The 14,464-nt window shown below is 72.3% G+C and carries 14 protein-coding genes; 6 read left to right on the forward strand and 8 right to left on the reverse strand.

Annotated elements, in window-relative coordinates; genetic code table 11:
* Positions 1–11 precede the first annotated feature (11 nt).
* The 3 genes from ABIA32_RS26820 to ABIA32_RS26830 form a co-directional block, all read right to left on the reverse strand.
* Positions 12–671 (reverse strand): TOPRIM nucleotidyl transferase/hydrolase domain-containing protein, encoded by a 660-nt coding sequence (locus ABIA32_RS26820; RefSeq protein ID WP_370100606.1) that lies wholly within the window; start codon positions 669–671, stop codon positions 12–14.
* Between the two features lie 68 nt (positions 672–739).
* Positions 740–1,576, reverse strand: coding sequence for an SAM-dependent methyltransferase (locus ABIA32_RS26825; RefSeq protein WP_370100609.1), 837 nt, complete (start codon positions 1,574–1,576; stop codon positions 740–742).
* Between the two features lie 122 nt (positions 1,577–1,698).
* Entirely contained in the window at positions 1,699–3,861 is a 2,163-nt protein-coding gene (locus tag ABIA32_RS26830; RefSeq protein WP_370100612.1) for a glycosyltransferase family 39 protein, read from the reverse strand.
* 364 nt (positions 3,862–4,225) lie between these two features.
* Between ABIA32_RS26830 and ABIA32_RS26835 the strand changes: the two genes are divergently transcribed.
* Positions 4,226–4,447, forward strand: coding sequence for a hypothetical protein (locus tag ABIA32_RS26835; protein ID WP_370100615.1), 222 nt, complete (start codon positions 4,226–4,228; stop codon positions 4,445–4,447).
* Between the two features lie 19 nt (positions 4,448–4,466).
* Here the strand turns inward: ABIA32_RS26835 and ABIA32_RS26840 are convergent, their stop codons facing one another.
* Both ABIA32_RS26840 and ABIA32_RS26845 read right to left on the reverse strand, forming a co-directional pair.
* A complete protein-coding gene (locus tag ABIA32_RS26840; RefSeq protein ID WP_370100618.1) occupies positions 4,467–5,231 on the reverse strand; it encodes a hypothetical protein in 765 nt (254 codons plus the stop codon).
* The gene (locus tag ABIA32_RS26845) at positions 5,228–6,118 is read right to left on the reverse strand and encodes a hypothetical protein (protein WP_370100621.1); all 891 of its coding nucleotides are present in this window, start codon (positions 6,116–6,118) and stop codon (positions 5,228–5,230) included. Before ABIA32_RS26845 ends, ABIA32_RS26840 begins: the two co-directional genes overlap by 4 nt.
* A gap of 196 nt (positions 6,119–6,314) precedes the next feature.
* Here ABIA32_RS26845 and ABIA32_RS26850 point away from each other — a divergent pair, with 196 nt between their 5' ends.
* The 4 genes from ABIA32_RS26850 to ABIA32_RS26865 all read left to right on the forward strand — a co-directional run bounded on the left by ABIA32_RS26850 (position 6,315) and on the right by ABIA32_RS26865 (position 11,494).
* Positions 6,315–9,071, forward strand: coding sequence for a CocE/NonD family hydrolase (locus tag ABIA32_RS26850; protein ID WP_370100623.1), 2,757 nt, complete (start codon positions 6,315–6,317; stop codon positions 9,069–9,071).
* Complete coding sequence (locus tag ABIA32_RS26855) at positions 9,068–9,964, forward strand: ABC transporter permease (protein WP_370100626.1); 897 nt, start codon at positions 9,068–9,070, stop codon at positions 9,962–9,964. The genes ABIA32_RS26850 and ABIA32_RS26855 overlap by 4 nt, the downstream gene beginning before the upstream one ends.
* A gap of 91 nt (positions 9,965–10,055) precedes the next feature.
* Complete coding sequence (locus ABIA32_RS26860) at positions 10,056–10,538, forward strand: peroxiredoxin (protein ID WP_370100629.1); 483 nt, start codon at positions 10,056–10,058, stop codon at positions 10,536–10,538.
* Between the two features lie 242 nt (positions 10,539–10,780).
* On the forward strand, positions 10,781–11,494 hold the full coding sequence (locus tag ABIA32_RS26865) for a YhjD/YihY/BrkB family envelope integrity protein (protein ID WP_370100631.1): 714 nt from the start codon (positions 10,781–10,783) through the stop codon (positions 11,492–11,494).
* A gap of 15 nt (positions 11,495–11,509) precedes the next feature.
* On the opposite strand, the gene ABIA32_RS26870 is transcribed toward ABIA32_RS26865, so the two are convergent.
* The 3 genes from ABIA32_RS26870 to ABIA32_RS26880 all read right to left on the reverse strand — a co-directional run bounded on the left by ABIA32_RS26870 (position 11,510) and on the right by ABIA32_RS26880 (position 12,738).
* Positions 11,510–11,752: a hypothetical protein gene (locus ABIA32_RS26870; RefSeq protein ID WP_370100634.1), complete on the reverse strand. Its 243-nt coding sequence runs from the start codon at positions 11,750–11,752 to the stop codon at positions 11,510–11,512.
* A 117-nt stretch (positions 11,753–11,869) separates the two neighbouring features.
* The gene (locus tag ABIA32_RS26875; protein ID WP_370100636.1) at positions 11,870–12,349 is read right to left on the reverse strand and encodes an SRPBCC family protein; all 480 of its coding nucleotides are present in this window, start codon (positions 12,347–12,349) and stop codon (positions 11,870–11,872) included.
* Positions 12,346–12,738, reverse strand: a complete 393-nt coding sequence (locus ABIA32_RS26880; RefSeq protein WP_370100638.1) for an ArsR/SmtB family transcription factor — start codon at positions 12,736–12,738, stop codon at positions 12,346–12,348. Before ABIA32_RS26880 ends, ABIA32_RS26875 begins: the two co-directional genes overlap by 4 nt.
* Positions 12,739–12,949: 211 nt before the next feature.
* Between ABIA32_RS26880 and ABIA32_RS26885 the strand changes: the two genes are divergently transcribed.
* Entirely contained in the window at positions 12,950–14,464 is a 1,515-nt protein-coding gene (locus ABIA32_RS26885; protein ID WP_370100641.1) for a hypothetical protein, read from the forward strand.

A 14,464-nucleotide genomic window follows, 5' to 3' on the forward strand; every position in this document is an offset into this window, starting at 1 on the left:
GGAGCAGCTCCTCAGAGCTGCGCGAGCAGTCGGTCCAGGGGCCGGGGGACGCGGGCCGGATCCAGGCCCTCGACGAGGGAGCGGGCGTAGTGGATCTTCCTGCCGCTGAGGGTGCCCATGAAGCGCCGCAGCTGCTGTTCGGTGGTTCGCTCGCGCTGCGCGGGCTGCTTCTGGAAGGTGCGGAACGCCCGGAGGTCGCCCTCCGCGTCGACCACCCGCTCCACGCCGTCGGTGCCGAGGCAGCGGATGAGCTCCTCCTCGAGATCGGCGTCGCAGACGAAGAAGCCGAGTGACTCCATGCTGGTGCGGGTGAGCTCGGAGCCGAGGCCGGAGCGTTCCAGGCTGCGCAGGAAGAAGCCCTCCTCCCCCGCGTCGCAGAGACCGGTCACCCGCAGCCCGAGACCTCCCGGCCCGAGCAGGTCCAGGAACCGCCGGACGCTCGTCGCACCGCCCAGCGGCACGACGGCGACGCGTTCCCCGTCCAGATCCCGGCCGCGACGCAGGGCCAGGGCCTCGACGGCCGCCTGATCGCTCGCCCCTTCGACCAGCACGACGGCACGGAAACCGACCTCCGCGGCGAGGCCGCGCGCGAGAGCGGCAGCCGCGTGGGCGTCCGCCCCGCCGGCCGCCCACGCCACGACCGCCTGCCGGAACTGTCCCGTCGCACCCATGCGTCACAGCTTCGCAGGCGACGCGGCGGAGCGAGAAGCGAATATCGATCTGGGGAGCGGCTGCGACGTCAGGCCCGCTTGACGGCGACGCCTCCGTACATGGCGATGTCCTCGTCGCGCACCTGGGGGCTGTTCTGGTCGGGTCGCCAGTGGTGGACCAGGGTCACCCCGGGGTCGAGGAGGTCGTAGCCGTCGAAGAAGGCCAGGGTTTCGGCCTTGTCCCTGATCTGCAGCGGGATGCCGCGAGCGTTGTACTCGCGGCCGACCCCGCCGACCGCCTCCGGGTTGGTGTCGCCGGTGAACACGGTGAGCGCCAGGAAGCTGCCCGGTGCGAGCTGATCCATCAGGCGTCGGACGATGCCCTGCGGATCGTCCTCGTCGAGGACGAAGTGCACGATCGCGATCAGGGACAGCGCCACCGGCTCGGTCAGGTCCAGCACCGCCTGAAGCTTCGGATCCTGCATGATCGAGTCGACGTCACGCAGGTCGGCGTCGATGTAGCAGGTCCTGCCTTCGGGACTGCTCGACATCAGGGCCCGCGCGTGCGTCAGCACGATCGGGTCGTTGTCGACATAGGCGATGCGCGCCTCGGGGGTGATGCTCTGCGCGATCTCGTGCACGTTGGGCGAGGTGGGGATGCCGGTCCCGATGTCGAGGAACTGCCGGACCCCGTACTCCTCCGCGAGGCGGCGGACCACGCGCTGCATGAACGTGCGCGTGGTCCGCATCGAGATCGGAAGCGACGGCCAGGCGCTGACGGAGGCCCGGGCCGCCACTCGATCCGCCTCGAAGTTGGTCTTGCCACCGATGAGATAGTCGTAGACGCGGGCAGAGTGCGGGACGTCCATGCGCAGGTCGACGCTCGGACCCTCGTGCTCCTGCCGCTCCTGTCGTATCCCGTCCATGACCGACATCCTCACTTCTCGCGGACGACCAACTGACCTTGACGTTCAGTCAACTACGCTGCTACCACGTCGTCGTGTGCATGCATCCTAACGGATCAAGCGCAGCTCGCGCGCGGTCGGGCTCAGCTCGTCGACTTCGGCGAGGTGAGGTCGTAGACGGTGGTGCCGCCGACGGTCCTGGCGGTGAAGTTGGCCTTCACCCAGGCGGCGATCTGGGACGCGTAGGTGGTGCTGTTGCCGCCCTGGCCGCCTTGACCGCCTTGGCCGCCTTGGCCGGTGGAGGCGGCGATGAAGTAGTGGATCTTCCCTTCGCTGACGTACTGCTTGAACTGGGCGAGAGTCGGCGCGGCGTCGGTGCCGTTGAAGCCGCCGAGTGCCATGACCGGGTCGCCGGTGGCCAGTTGGTAGCTGGCCGCGTTCTGGGAACCGACCGTTGCCGCGGCCCAGGTGTAGGCGGAGGCGTTCTGCTCCAGCAGGGTCTTCATCTCGCTGCTTACGCCGGCGCCGTTGATCAGGCCGCCCATGCCGCCCCCGCCTGCGGTCTTGCCGGTGCCGGTCCGGGAGGCGCCGGCGGCCGTGCCGCCCTGGGCGGGCAGGCCCGGCGGGGTGCCCGTCATGCCCGTTCTTCCGCCGCCGGTAGCGGTGCCGCCGGGTCGGCCGCCACCCATGCCGCCCATGCCGCCCGTGCTGGGGCCGGCGGTCGGGAGGGAGCCGGTGTGGGCGGTGGACACGGTGTCCGCCGCGTAGGCAGCCGGGCCGGCCAGCAGCGCGATCACCGCAGCCAGCGCGGCGGCGGCGACCATGCGGCGTGAACGCAGCGAGTCCGTCAGGAACGGATGGACCAGCAGACCCGCCGCGGCCAGGAGGCCGACCACCAGCACCAGCCACTTCACCGCCGGGTAGAAGGCGGCGGTCCGGTCGAGCAGCACGAAGGCCCAGACCGCGGAGATACCGACGGTCACGGCGGACACCGCCGCCACCCACCGCCGCCGCCGTCCGCGCCACAGCCCGTCGGCGCCCATCCCGACCAGCGCCGCGATCGAGGGAGCCAGGGCCACGGTGTAGTACGCGTGGAAGATTCCGCTCATGAAGCTGAAGGTGAGCGCGGTCAACAGGAAGCTGCCGCCCCACACCACGAACGCCGCGCGAGCGGTGTCGGCGCGGCCGTAGCGACGGCTCGCCCAGAGGCCGAAGGCGAGCAGGATCAGCGCCGCCGGGATCAGCCAGGCGATCTGCCCGCCGATCTCGGAGCCGAGCAGCCGGGTGATCCCGGTCGCGCCCCACTGCCCGGTCGAGCCGCCGCCTCCGCCGACGCTTCCGGTCTCGTTGCCGGTCAGTCGGCCGAAGCCGTTGTAGCCGAAGGTCAGCGACAGGAAGGAGTCGTCGGTGGAACCGCCGACGTACGGACGGTCGGCAGCGGGGACCAGCTGCACCACGGCGACCCACCAGCCGGCTGCCGCCACCATCGCCAGCGTGGCCCAGGCGAGTTGACCGATGCGCTTGCGCAGCCGGTGCGGGCCGAGGGCCAGGTACGCCCCGCCGAAGGCGGGCAGCACCAGGAATGCCTGCAGGGTCTTGGTCAGGAACGCGAAGCCGATCAACGTTCCGGCCAGCACCAGCCAGCGCGTGCGCCCGTTCTCGTGCGCGCGCAGCATCGCGTGGGTCGCCGAGGCAAGAAGCAGCGCCAGCAGCGCGTCCGGGTTGTTGAAGCGGAACATCAGCACCGCGACCGGCGTCAGTGCCAGCACCGCGCCGGCGATCAGCCCGGCGTGCGCGGAGAAGCGCCGCCGCACCGCCGCGTAGACCACGCCGACGGTGGCGACGCCCATCAGCGCCTGGGGTGCCAGAATGCTCCAGGAGCTCAGCCCGAAGAGCCGGACCGACAGGGCCATGAACCACAGTGAGGCAGGCGGCTTGTCGACCGTGATGAAGTTCGACGCGTCCGAGGACCCGTAGAAGAAAGCCTCCCAGCTCTTCGAACCGGCCTGCACGGCCGCCGAGTAGAAGGAGTTGGCGTAGCCGCTGACGCTGAGGTCCCACAGGTAGAGCACGGCGGTGACCAGCAGCAGCGCGAGCAGCGCGGGCCGGACCCAGCGCGCGTCCTCCGGACGGCCGCGCCAGGCGCGGGCCGGGAGCGAACGCAGTCGCTCTCCCAAGGACGGACGGGGCCGCTCGGGCGACGGCACGATAGCTGGAAAGAGCGCGTCGGGCTCGGCGCGGTGCGCGGACGGCGGGGACTGGCGCGGCGGCGTGGTCGGCGGCGAGTCGTGGAGATGGAGGGTCATGCGGCGCTCCCGTGCGGTAGCGGCTCGCGGCGCGGCATGGTCGGTGCCGCGAGCGAGGCCGCGGCCGACGACGTCGGTGGTGCGGTGATTGCGGACATGACGCAAAGCTCGCGGCGGGGCGTGAGGGAATTCTGAGGCCGGCTTGAAGCGGCGCCTCAGATTCACTGTGCATCCGCTGTGGACGGGCGGGACGCGCGGAGCTCGGCTCAGCCGGCGAGGCGATCCCATCGAACCCGCAGGCCAGGGCGGATCGTCGACACCCCTTACGGCCAGCCTACGGATCACCGGGTATCAAAGAAGTCCGGGACACACCGGAGACACTCGCGGCGCACCCCGCCGCCGCTCGACCGCCAGGAATCCACGCATGACCATCGAGCCCGGACCCGCTGACGACGACTGGGACGCAGAGATCCTCGACGACGGATTCGTCCGCAGAGCCGAGATCCACGAGGCATCAGGCCGCGCCCGCATGCTGGGTGCCCGCTGGAAGCGAGAAGCCCCCGAGCCGCAGCCGTGGCGTGCCGATCAGCCTCCTGCGGGATGGTTCTGGAGCAGAGCTCGCCGTCGCCGGCGACGCGTGCGCTGAGAGTCTGCCGCCCTCGGCGTCAGGGTTTCGGCTGGGAGTTCAGCAGGGCGGCGACGGTGTCGCGGAGGTCCTTGCGGCGGCCGGGGGCCGGGGTCAGCCGGGTGCGTTGCTGGGGGTCGCGGGCGAAGGCGTGCAGGCGGCCGTCGTGGCGGGCGAGGACGAGGTCGGTGCTGGCGCCGGCGATCTCGGCGGAGCCGATCGCGGTGTAGTGGACGGCGGTGAGCAGCGCGGAGCGCTCGGCGCCGGCGAGGATCGCGTCCGCGTCGGTGTCCGGGCCCGGCTCGGCCCAGGGGCCGCGTGGGAGCCATTCGGCGATGATGCCCAGGGTGTCATCGAGGGTGCGCAGGGAGATCTCGTGAACGCCGAGGGCGTCGATGCGGACGATCACGCAGATCTGCTCCGGTTGCGGCAGCACCAGGATCCGCCAGGCTTCGCCGGGAGCGGTGCCGGTGGTGCGCGCGTCCAGCACCATACGGGCGCGCTGCTGGAAGGCGACGGCGATACCGAGGTCGCCCCTGACCTGGATCTGGTCCGCTCCGGCGCCGGCGAGCAGTAGTTGACGGGCGGCCAGGGAGCGGACGGCCTCGGCGAGGACCTCGTCCGAGGGGCGGGCCTCCAGGAAGTCGACGACGGCGTCGACGGCGGTGAGTTCGGCGATGGTATAGGCGCCCAGCGGCACAGGACCGGTGTGCACCAAATTGACCACCGCCGACACCAGTCCCTCGGGGGTGACAGCCTCTCCGGGGGCCGGCTGCTCGGGCGTCGCGCTGTCGATACCGGTCATGCCGCGTCCTCGATCCACCGTGTCCCTGGCTGCGGCTTCTCTCCCGCTGCGGCCAGGACTGCCGCGGTACTCGGCAGTGGGGTCTCGCCGACCCACACCTGCGAACTTCCAAAGAGTCCCCGACCGGCGCGGCCGGTCAGCGCGAGGCCCAGTTCGTCCGAGGGCTCCGCCTGTTCGGGCGGGGGGAAGCGACCGGCCAGGTCCTGGGAGAACGAGGTGACGTCGTCGTCCAACTCGATCCGGCGCAGCGCGGCGACCAGGGCCTGCGCGACGGGTGGGGTCAGCACGGTGGGCACGGCGAGGGCGGGATTGAGGTACATCGGCCGTCGCTCGGTGACTCGGGACAGCCCCCAGGGGCCGACGTTGCTGCGGGTGAGCCGGTACACGACGTAGTCCATGAGATGCCGCAGGTCGCTCAGGGTCGGCAGCTTGCCCTTCCCGAAGGCGGCCGGGGTCTTCTCCAACTGGAGCCAGGTGCCCTGCGCCGTCCGCCCGTGCAGCTTCTCGCGGACGACGTTGCCGCGCATGCCGATGTCGGGGTAGCGGGACTTGTCGATGTCGCGGTGATGGCTGGATACGCGCGGATGGCTCGTCTCGGGGAAGCTCCAGGTCTCGTAGAGTCGCGGGTCGTCGACCAGGACGTGGCCGCCGCAAAGCACATCGTGCAGCTGCTGGACCTGCAGACCGTGGCGCTCCAGGTCGGCGATGATGGCCGCCTCCTCGGGGCTCAGCCGCGACGAGGCGGCGAGCAGCCCCTTACGGTAGGTGCCGGTCCGCGCGGTGAGCTCGATCAGGATCCGTACCCGGGTCCTGGTCTTCTCGGTCTGCTGCGCCTTCCGCGCCTTGGCGGCTCGCCGTTCGTGCTTGCGAGCATGCGGCTCTGTCATGTGAACCAGTACAACATCGGACAAATCGAATTCGCGGCATCGATGAGATGCTGCGTGTCGAGCCCCGCGCATAGCTCAAGGATCGGATCGTGATCTCCTACCGACGTCGGATGCACCGTCAGCAGGCCGCTGCGGAGAATCGGACCAGAGGTCAGGACGTCGGGACGGTAGACGTCCGGAACGAAAGGGTTCCCGTATGGGTCTGCGAACACCGCGTCGGCTGCGTGCCGCGCTGTCACGGCGGCGCGGCGCGGTGATCGCCGGGGTTCTGGCGGTGGTCGTGCTGCTGGGGCTGGCCACCTGGTCCGCGGCGGCCGGTGGCGGCGCGGCGGCCGTGCGGGAGGAGGACCGGTTCCTCGCGTTCCCGGCAGGGCCGGGCGGCGGTGCCGACGTGCGGATCGACACCGCGTTCTTCACCAACGGGAGCCCGGCGGTGCGCCGCCCGGCGGTGCTGCTCGCGCACGGGTTCGGCGGCAGCAAGGACGACATGCGCGCGGAGGCTCAGGATCTGGCCCGCGACGGGTACGCCGTGCTGACCTGGTCCGCGCGCGGGTTCGGGCGTTCCGGCGGGCAGATCGGGCTGAACGACCCCCGCGCCGAGGTCGCCGACGTCAAGGGACTGATCGACTGGCTGGCCGGGCGTCCCGAGGTGCAGTTGGACGCGCCGGGTGATCCTCGGGTCGGCGTCGCGGGGGCCTCGTACGGGGGCGCGATCGCGCTGCTGGCCGCCGGTTACGACAAGCGGGTGGACGCGATCGCCCCGGAGATCACGTACTGGGACCTGGCGGACGCGCTCTTCCCGAACGACGTCTTCAAGAAGCTGTGGGCCGGGATCTTCTTCACCACGGGCTCCGCAGGCTCCACTGCGTCCGCAGGCTCCACGAGCGGTCCCGGAGCGGTGGCCGGCAGCGGCGCCGGCGCGTGCGGGCGGTTCACCGCCGAGCTGTGCGCGATGTACCAGCGGGTCGCCGTGGCGGGGAAGCCGGATCCGGCGGCGCGTCAGATGCTGGAGGCGCGCAGCCCGTCCGCCGTGGGCAGTCGCATCGACGTGCCGACCCTGCTGCTGCAGGGGCAGACGGACTCCCTCTTCCCGCTGGACCAGTCGGACCGGGCCGCCCAGGCGATCAGGGCCAACGGCGCCCCGGTCTCGGTCGACTGGACCGCAGGCGGCCACGACGGCGGCGACCCCGAGAGCAAGCGCGTCCAGGCCCGCACCGTCGCCTGGTTCGACCGTTACCTCAAGGGCGACAAGGGCGTGGACACCGGGCCCGCGTTCCGGGTCTCCCGCACCGGTGGGATCGACAGTACGACCGCCACGCTGACCCTGGACGGCGCCACCAGCGGCAGCTACCCCGGCCTGGACGGCGCCGAGCAGCGCGAGTTCCCGCTCGCGGGCGCGACCCAGACCTTCGACAACCCGGCCGGTGCGAATCCGCCGGCGATCTCGGCCGTGCCCGGCCTCGGCTCGCTCGGGCAACTGTCCGGGCTGGGGGGCGCGGCAGGCCTCTCGCTCGCCGTCGACTTCCCGGGCCAGAACGCCCGTTTCGACTCCGCGCCCCTGGCACAGGACGTGCGGATCACCGGCTCCCCCCACGTCCGCCTGCGGGTGCAGGCGGACAGCGACGAGGCCGTGCTCTTCGCCAAGCTCTACGACGTCGCCCCCGGCGGCGCGCAGCAGCAGGTGCTGCCCTCGCAGCTGGTCACCCCGCTGCGGGTGACCGGGGCGCGGGCCGGGGCGGACGTCGAGCTGCGGCTGCCCGCCGTGGACCACGCCGTGCAGGCGGGGCACCGGCTGCGGCTGGTGCTGGCCGCGACCGATCTCGGCTACGCCTCTCCCACCGCGCCCGCCCGCTACACGGTCGCGCTCACCGGCACCCCGCTGAGCGTGCCGGTCGATCCGCAGCTGCTCACCGTCGCGCCGCCGTTGCCGTGGTGGGTGTGGGCGCTGCAGCTGCTGGCCGTGCTGGCCGCGGCCGCGCTGCTGCTCACCGGCCGCCGCCGGACGGCGACGCCCGCGCCGGAGCCGGCGTTGGATGGCGTGCCGCTGCAGATCAGCGGGCTGACGAAGCGTTACAAGGGCGCTGCCGACCGCTACGCCGTGCGCGACCTGTCGTTCCGCGTCGAGGCGGGCCAGGTGCTGGGGCTGCTGGGCCCGAACGGGGCCGGCAAGACGACGACGTTGCGGATGCTGATGGGCCTCATCCGCCCTGACGGGGGTGAGATCAGGGTCTTCGGGCAGGCGATCCGGCCGGGCGCGCCGGTGCTGTCACGGGTGGGCGCCTTCGTGGAGGGCCCCGGCTTCCTGCCGCACCTGTCCGGCAGCGACAACCTGGACCTGTACTGGCGGGCGACGGGACGCCCGGCCGCGGAGGCGCACTTCGCCGAGGCGCTGGAGATCGCCGGGCTGGGCGACGCCGTGGAGCGCGCGGTGCGGACGTATTCGCAGGGGATGCGGCAGCGCCTGGCCATCGCCCAGGCGATGCTCGGCCTGCCCGATCTGCTGATTCTCGACGAGCCGCTCAACGGCCTGGACCCGCCGCAGATCAGGGAGATGCGCGACGTCATCACCGCCTATGCGGCGACCGGACGCACCGTCATCGTCTCCAGCCACCTGCTCGCGGAGGTCGAGCAGACCTGCACGCATCTGGTGGTGATGGACCACGGGCAGCTGGCCCAGGCCGGGCCGGTCGCCGAGATCACCGGATCCGACGACACACTGCTGGTGGGCACGGTCGAGCCGCTCTCCGAGAGCCTGCTGGACAAGGTCGCGGCGCTGCCGGGGGTCGGCTCGGCCGAGACCACCGACGCCGGGCTGCTGGTGCGGCTGGACGGCACGAGCGCGGACCGGCTGCTGGTCGAACTGGTCCGGCTGGAGGTCAAGGTAGCGAGCCTGACCCCCAACCGGCGTCTGGAGGACGCGTTCCTCACCCTGATCGGAGGCACCGCACGATGACCGCCAGCACCGCAGTCCCGGAGCAGCCGGACTCCCCCACGCCGACGTCCGCCTCCGCGCAGGCCGGCCCCGGCCGTCGTCGCGCGCTGCCGCTGAGGGTCGAGGCGGTGCGGCAGCTGCGGCGGCGCCGCACGTTGGCGATGGGCGTGCTGGTCGTCGCGCTGCCGCTGATCATCCTGGTGGCCTTTCAGGTGGGCGGCACTCCGAGCGGCCAGCGCAACCAGGTCACCTTCCTCAGCGTGACCACGGGCTCCGGCCTCAACTTCGCCGCGACCTGCCTGTTCCTCTCGGCTGGCTTCTTCATGCTGGTGCCGGTGGCGCTGTTCTTCGGCGACACCGTCGCGTCCGAGGCGAGCTGGTCCTCGCTGCGCTACCTGCTCGCGGCCCCGGTGCCACGCGGCCGGCTGCTGATGAGCAAGCTGGGCGTCGCGCTGCTGTTCAGCGCCGTCGCCTCGCTGGTGGTGCCGCTGGTGGCGCTGGTCGCGGGCGGCCTCGTCTACGGGTGGAGTCCGCTCGGGCTGCCGACAGGCGGCTCGCTGCCCGCCGGCACAGCGCTCGCGCGGCTCGGGATCGCGATGGCGTTCGTGCTCGTCTCGCAGCTGGTGACGGGCGCGCTGGCCTTCTGGCTCTCCACCGTCACCGACGCACCGCTCGGCGCGGTCGGCGGCGCGCTCGGGCTGACCATCCTGGGCAACATCCTGGGCCAGATCAGCGCGCTGGGCAGCGTCAGGGACTTCCTCCCCACGTACTGGGCGTACTCCTGGGTGGACGCGCTGCAGCCGACCCTGCAGTGGAGCGGGATGCTGAAGGGGGCGTCACTGTCGGTCAGCTACGCGGTGGTGCTGGTCGCGCTGGCGTTCAGGCACTTCCGGGCGAAGGACGTGGTGTCGTAGCCCGCGGTTTCGGCGCGCGGGGCGGCGAGTAGTGTCGGCCGCGCGGCGCGGCGCGGCAGTGCGCGGCGTCTCGGCCCCCCGGAGGATCCAGATGGCGAAATCACCCGAGCTCGGCGCTCCCGCTCCCGACTTCACCCTGCCGGCTGTGCAGCTGGTCGACGGCGAGATACAGCGCAGCGAGCTGACGCTGTCGCAGCAGCGCGGCCAGGCGCTGGTGCTGGCGTTCTACCCGGGCGACGACACGGCGGTCTGCACCAAGCAGCTGTGCTCCTACTCCTCCGGCCTGGAGGCGTTCACCGATCTCGGGGCGACCGTCTGGGGCATCAGCACGCAGGACCTCGACAGCCACGAGTCCTTCGCCCGCAAGCACGGGCTGCGGATGCCGTTGCTGGCGGACACCGAGCGGGCGGCCGTCGCCGCCTACGGGATCGGCCTGGGCGGGATGACCCGGCGGGCGGTGTTCCTGGTCGACGCGGAGGGCGTCCTGCGGTGGAAGCACATCGCCGCGCTGGGGCTGACCTACCGTGACGTACCGACGCTGACCGAGCAGCTGGCGCGCCTCACGTCGCGATGAGAACCACGAGGCGGGCCGGACCGGCCTGATCCGGACAGCGCGCCACACCCGGACGGACGAGCGTCCTGGCACCGGACACCCGTTGGAGCGATGCTGACCGAAGGAGCACGACCGAGCCTCGGAGTCAGGAGTCCATTCGTGCGGGAGTCTCACCGGGCCGCCACCGGACGTCCGTGCGGGTGAACGGCGCCGCACGGCGCTACCTGCACCGGCTGTGGGCACAGGGCCGCGAGGTGGAGATCATGCAACGCTCCATGGCGTTCGCGGCGCTGTTCTTCGTCACCCTGGTCCCACTGCTCATCGTCATCGCCGCCGCCTCGGCCTCCCGGGGCAACGGGATCGCCCAGTGGGTCACCGACGCCCTGGGCCTGTCGGGCGCGGGGGCGGGCGCGGTGCGTCAGCTCTTCACCACCCGGGGACAGACCCTCAGCACGACCACCGGGTTCGGCCTGGCCGCCCTGGCCGTCTTCGGAATCTCCTTGATGGCCTCGGTACAGGCCGCGTTCGAGCAGATCTGGCACCTGCCCCGAGGCCCGTGGCACGCGACCTGGCGCCAGGTCATCAGCCTGGCCGGCCTGATCGGCTACATCCTTCTGGCCGTGTTCAGCGGCCTGCCCTGGCAGCACAGCGTCATGCAGCCGGCGCTGCGGGTCGTGGCGACGCTGTTCGGCGGCCTCGGCCTGTTCTGGTGGCTCCCCCACCTGCTGCTGGCCTCACGTGTCACGTGGCGGCGGCTGCTGCCGGGGGCGGTGGCCACCGTGGCCGCGCTGGCGGGCCTGCAACTCTTCTCCCGGCTGGTACTGGCTCCGCTGCTGGTCTCGAACGCCGTCTCCTACGGTTCCGTGGGCACGGTCCTGATCGTCCAGTCCTGGCTCATCGGCGTGGGCTTCACGCTGTACTCGGGTGCTCTGGCCGGCCGCAACTTCACCGAACACCGGCAGCCGCCCGGCGCGTGAGGGCCGGGCCCGCGGCTAACGGCCGCGCGCGCCGCCCTGCGGGGGCCGGCGCTTCCGGACCGGCAGCGCCGGAGCGGAAGGGGCCTCCGGACGCGGCTCCGCCTGGGGCCGGCCGTCCCGCTCGCGTTGCTCGTCGGCCCGGTGGAGCCTGGTCAGGATCTGCTCCAGCAGCTCCACGCTCACGTCACCGTCACGGTCACCGCCGCCGCCGGTGTCGCGGGTCGTACGGTCGGCAGGGGTCGGGTCGGGTGGTGCCACGTCGGTGCATCCTCACAGGTCGCGGGTGAAGCGGCGGCCACTTTAGGCGGGGAACGAACGGATTGCTGTGACCGCCGTCACATCCTCGGGGCGCGACGGGAAACCCGGCAGAGTCTCTCAGCCCTGCAGCGAGGCGAGGAGCTCGCGCAGGCGTTCCTCACCCTCGCGGACACCGCTCTCCATCCCCGAGGCGATCGCGGCGTCGCGGTCCTGTACGGCCTGGAAGCAGGACAGGGTGCGCACTCGCGTGCGACCTCCCTCCAGTTCCGTCATGGTCAGCGTCTCCAGGGCGACGTGTCCCGGGACGCCCTCGAACTCGAAGGTCCGTACCGTCTCCTGCGGCGAGGCGTCGCCGTGGAAAACGCCATGGAAGCCGTACTCGCTCCCGTCTGGAGCCTGCTGGACGAAGCGCCACCGGCCGCCGTCGCGGGCCTCCCAGCGGTCCACTGTCGTCGTCAGGTAGCGCGGTCCGACCCACCGCGCCATGAGGTCCGGCTCGATGTAGGCGCGGAAGACGAGGTCGCGCGGTGCGTCGAACTCGCACTCCATGACGATGAGCGGGACCCCGGGCTCCGCGGTGATCTGCGTCTTGCTCATGTCGACTCTCCCTTGGTTCGGTCTTCCGGCCCGGAGGCTTCGTCCGGTGCCGGTACGTCGTCCGGCGTGCTCTGCAGAGAGGCGAGGAGCTCGTCGAGCCGCTCGTGGCTCTCGTCCCAGAACCGCTGGTAGCGGGTCAGCCAGCCGGTGACCTCACGCAGCGGCTCGGCTTCGAGATGGCTGAGCCGCGCCGTGGCCCGCCGACTGCGTGAGATCAGCCCCGCCTGCTCCAGCACCTTCAGGTGCCGCGAGATCGCCGGCTGCGACATCCGAAACGGCGCCGCCAGTTCGGCGACGGTGGCGTCGCCGCTGGTCAGCCGGGTCAGTATCGCGCGTCGGGTGGGGTCGGCCAGGGCGCCGAAGACGATGCTGAGCTGGTCGACAGCCATCCATAACCACCTTGTTCCATAACTAATACGTTAAGTATGCGCTCACGGTCCGCCGCAGTCAACCCCCGGCCGCGACTCGCGACCGTCTGCTCCGCTGTGATCTGCGCCATTGGCAATTCGCGCCGCTCGGCATCTAGTGGACGCCACCACCCGACCGCACCCGGGGTCCCGCCGCAGAGGCCCCCCGCACCTCGCACTCCAAGGGGCTCCCGTGACCCAGGGCGACACTGCCACGCCCGCCTCCGGCGACGCGACGACCACCGACACCGCGCCGGGCCCGCAGCCCGCTCTCGCGGCCTGGACCCGTGCCCGGCAGGAGCACCACGCCGCGCTGGCCGCGTACGCGCGCAGCCTGACCGGCGACGCGCTGCTGGCCGAGGACCTGACCGCTGAGGCGCTCTTCCACCTGTGGCGGCGCAGCATCACGGGGCAGCCTGTCGACTACGCGAGCGACCGCCTGGCCGCGGACGTCCGTCGCCTGGTCGCGGAACGCGCCCGGGGCGAGGACGCGCCGGGGCGTGGTCAGTGCATTGCCCAGGTGGAGGTGCTGGCGGAGGCGGTACGGCAACTGCCGCACCGCTGGGTGCGCGCGCTCTGGCTGGCCGAAGTCGAGCAGCGGCCGCTCGACGATGCGGGGAAGGAACTTGGCACCAGCCGGGAAGCCACTGCCGCTCTGCTGGACCGCGCCGAGGAGGGACTGCGACAGGCCTACCTGCGCGCGCAACCGGGCACGCCCGCGGATCCCGCCTGCGCGCCGCAGTGGGAGCAACTGCGCGGCGTGGTCCTCGCCGCCGGCAACTCCCGCCAGGACCGCCTGCTGCGGACCCATACGGAGTTCTGCTCCGACTGCCACGACCGACTCGCCCTGCTGCGTGAGGCGAACCGTCGGGTGCCCGCACTGGTCGGCCCCGCTCTGCTGTCCGTGTTCGCGACTGGAGCCGTCCGCTTCCTGGTGCCGCTCGGCGCCTCGGGACGCGCCGGCCACCCCCAGGGCGTGCTGCGTCACCGGCGCGTCCGCCCCCGCACGCTGTCCGGCCGCTCCGTGCCCGGCGGACCCGGAACGCTCGCTGCCGCCGGCGGGCTCGCCCTGGCTGCGGCGGGCGCGGTGGCGGCCATGACGCTCACCGGCGCGCACGCGTCGCCCGGGACCAGGGCCACTGCGGCGGGACTGAGCAGCAACAGGTCCGTCACGACGACCGGCGGTGCGCCGAGTGCCGGCGCGACGGCAGCGGCCACGTCGGCGAGCCCGACTCCGACGCCAAACCCGACGTCGACGCCGTCCGCCGCCGCGCCCTCAGGTCCGGCCACGCAGGTCCCCATGTCCGGTGGCACCACCACGCCCCCCGTGACGTCCGCGCCCCGTCGCGCGGCCGGCACGGCGCCGGCACCGGCCGGGTCGAGCGCGCCCGCAGGTACCACTGCGGGCGGCAACGGCACAGCGGCTGAGCCTCCCAGCAGCTCGGACACCGCACCGGCGGGCACCGCCACGCCTGGCACGTCCCCGCGCTCGTCGGCGACGGCCGATCCGTCGACGTCGCCCACCCGCGCGTCGACATCGCCGAGTGCGATTCCTTCGCTCTCCCCTTCCGGCTCCGCGTCCAGCTCCCCCTCCGGCTCCGCGACCTCACCGAGCCCGACAGCGACCACGAACACGACGCCGACGCCGACCGCGAACACGGCCACGACCACCGCCACGCCGGGTTCAGGCACGACGCCCGGACGATGA

The sequence above is a fragment of the Streptacidiphilus sp. MAP12-20 genome, assembly GCF_041262525.1.
Lineage (GTDB): Bacteria > Actinomycetota > Actinomycetes > Streptomycetales > Streptomycetaceae > Streptacidiphilus.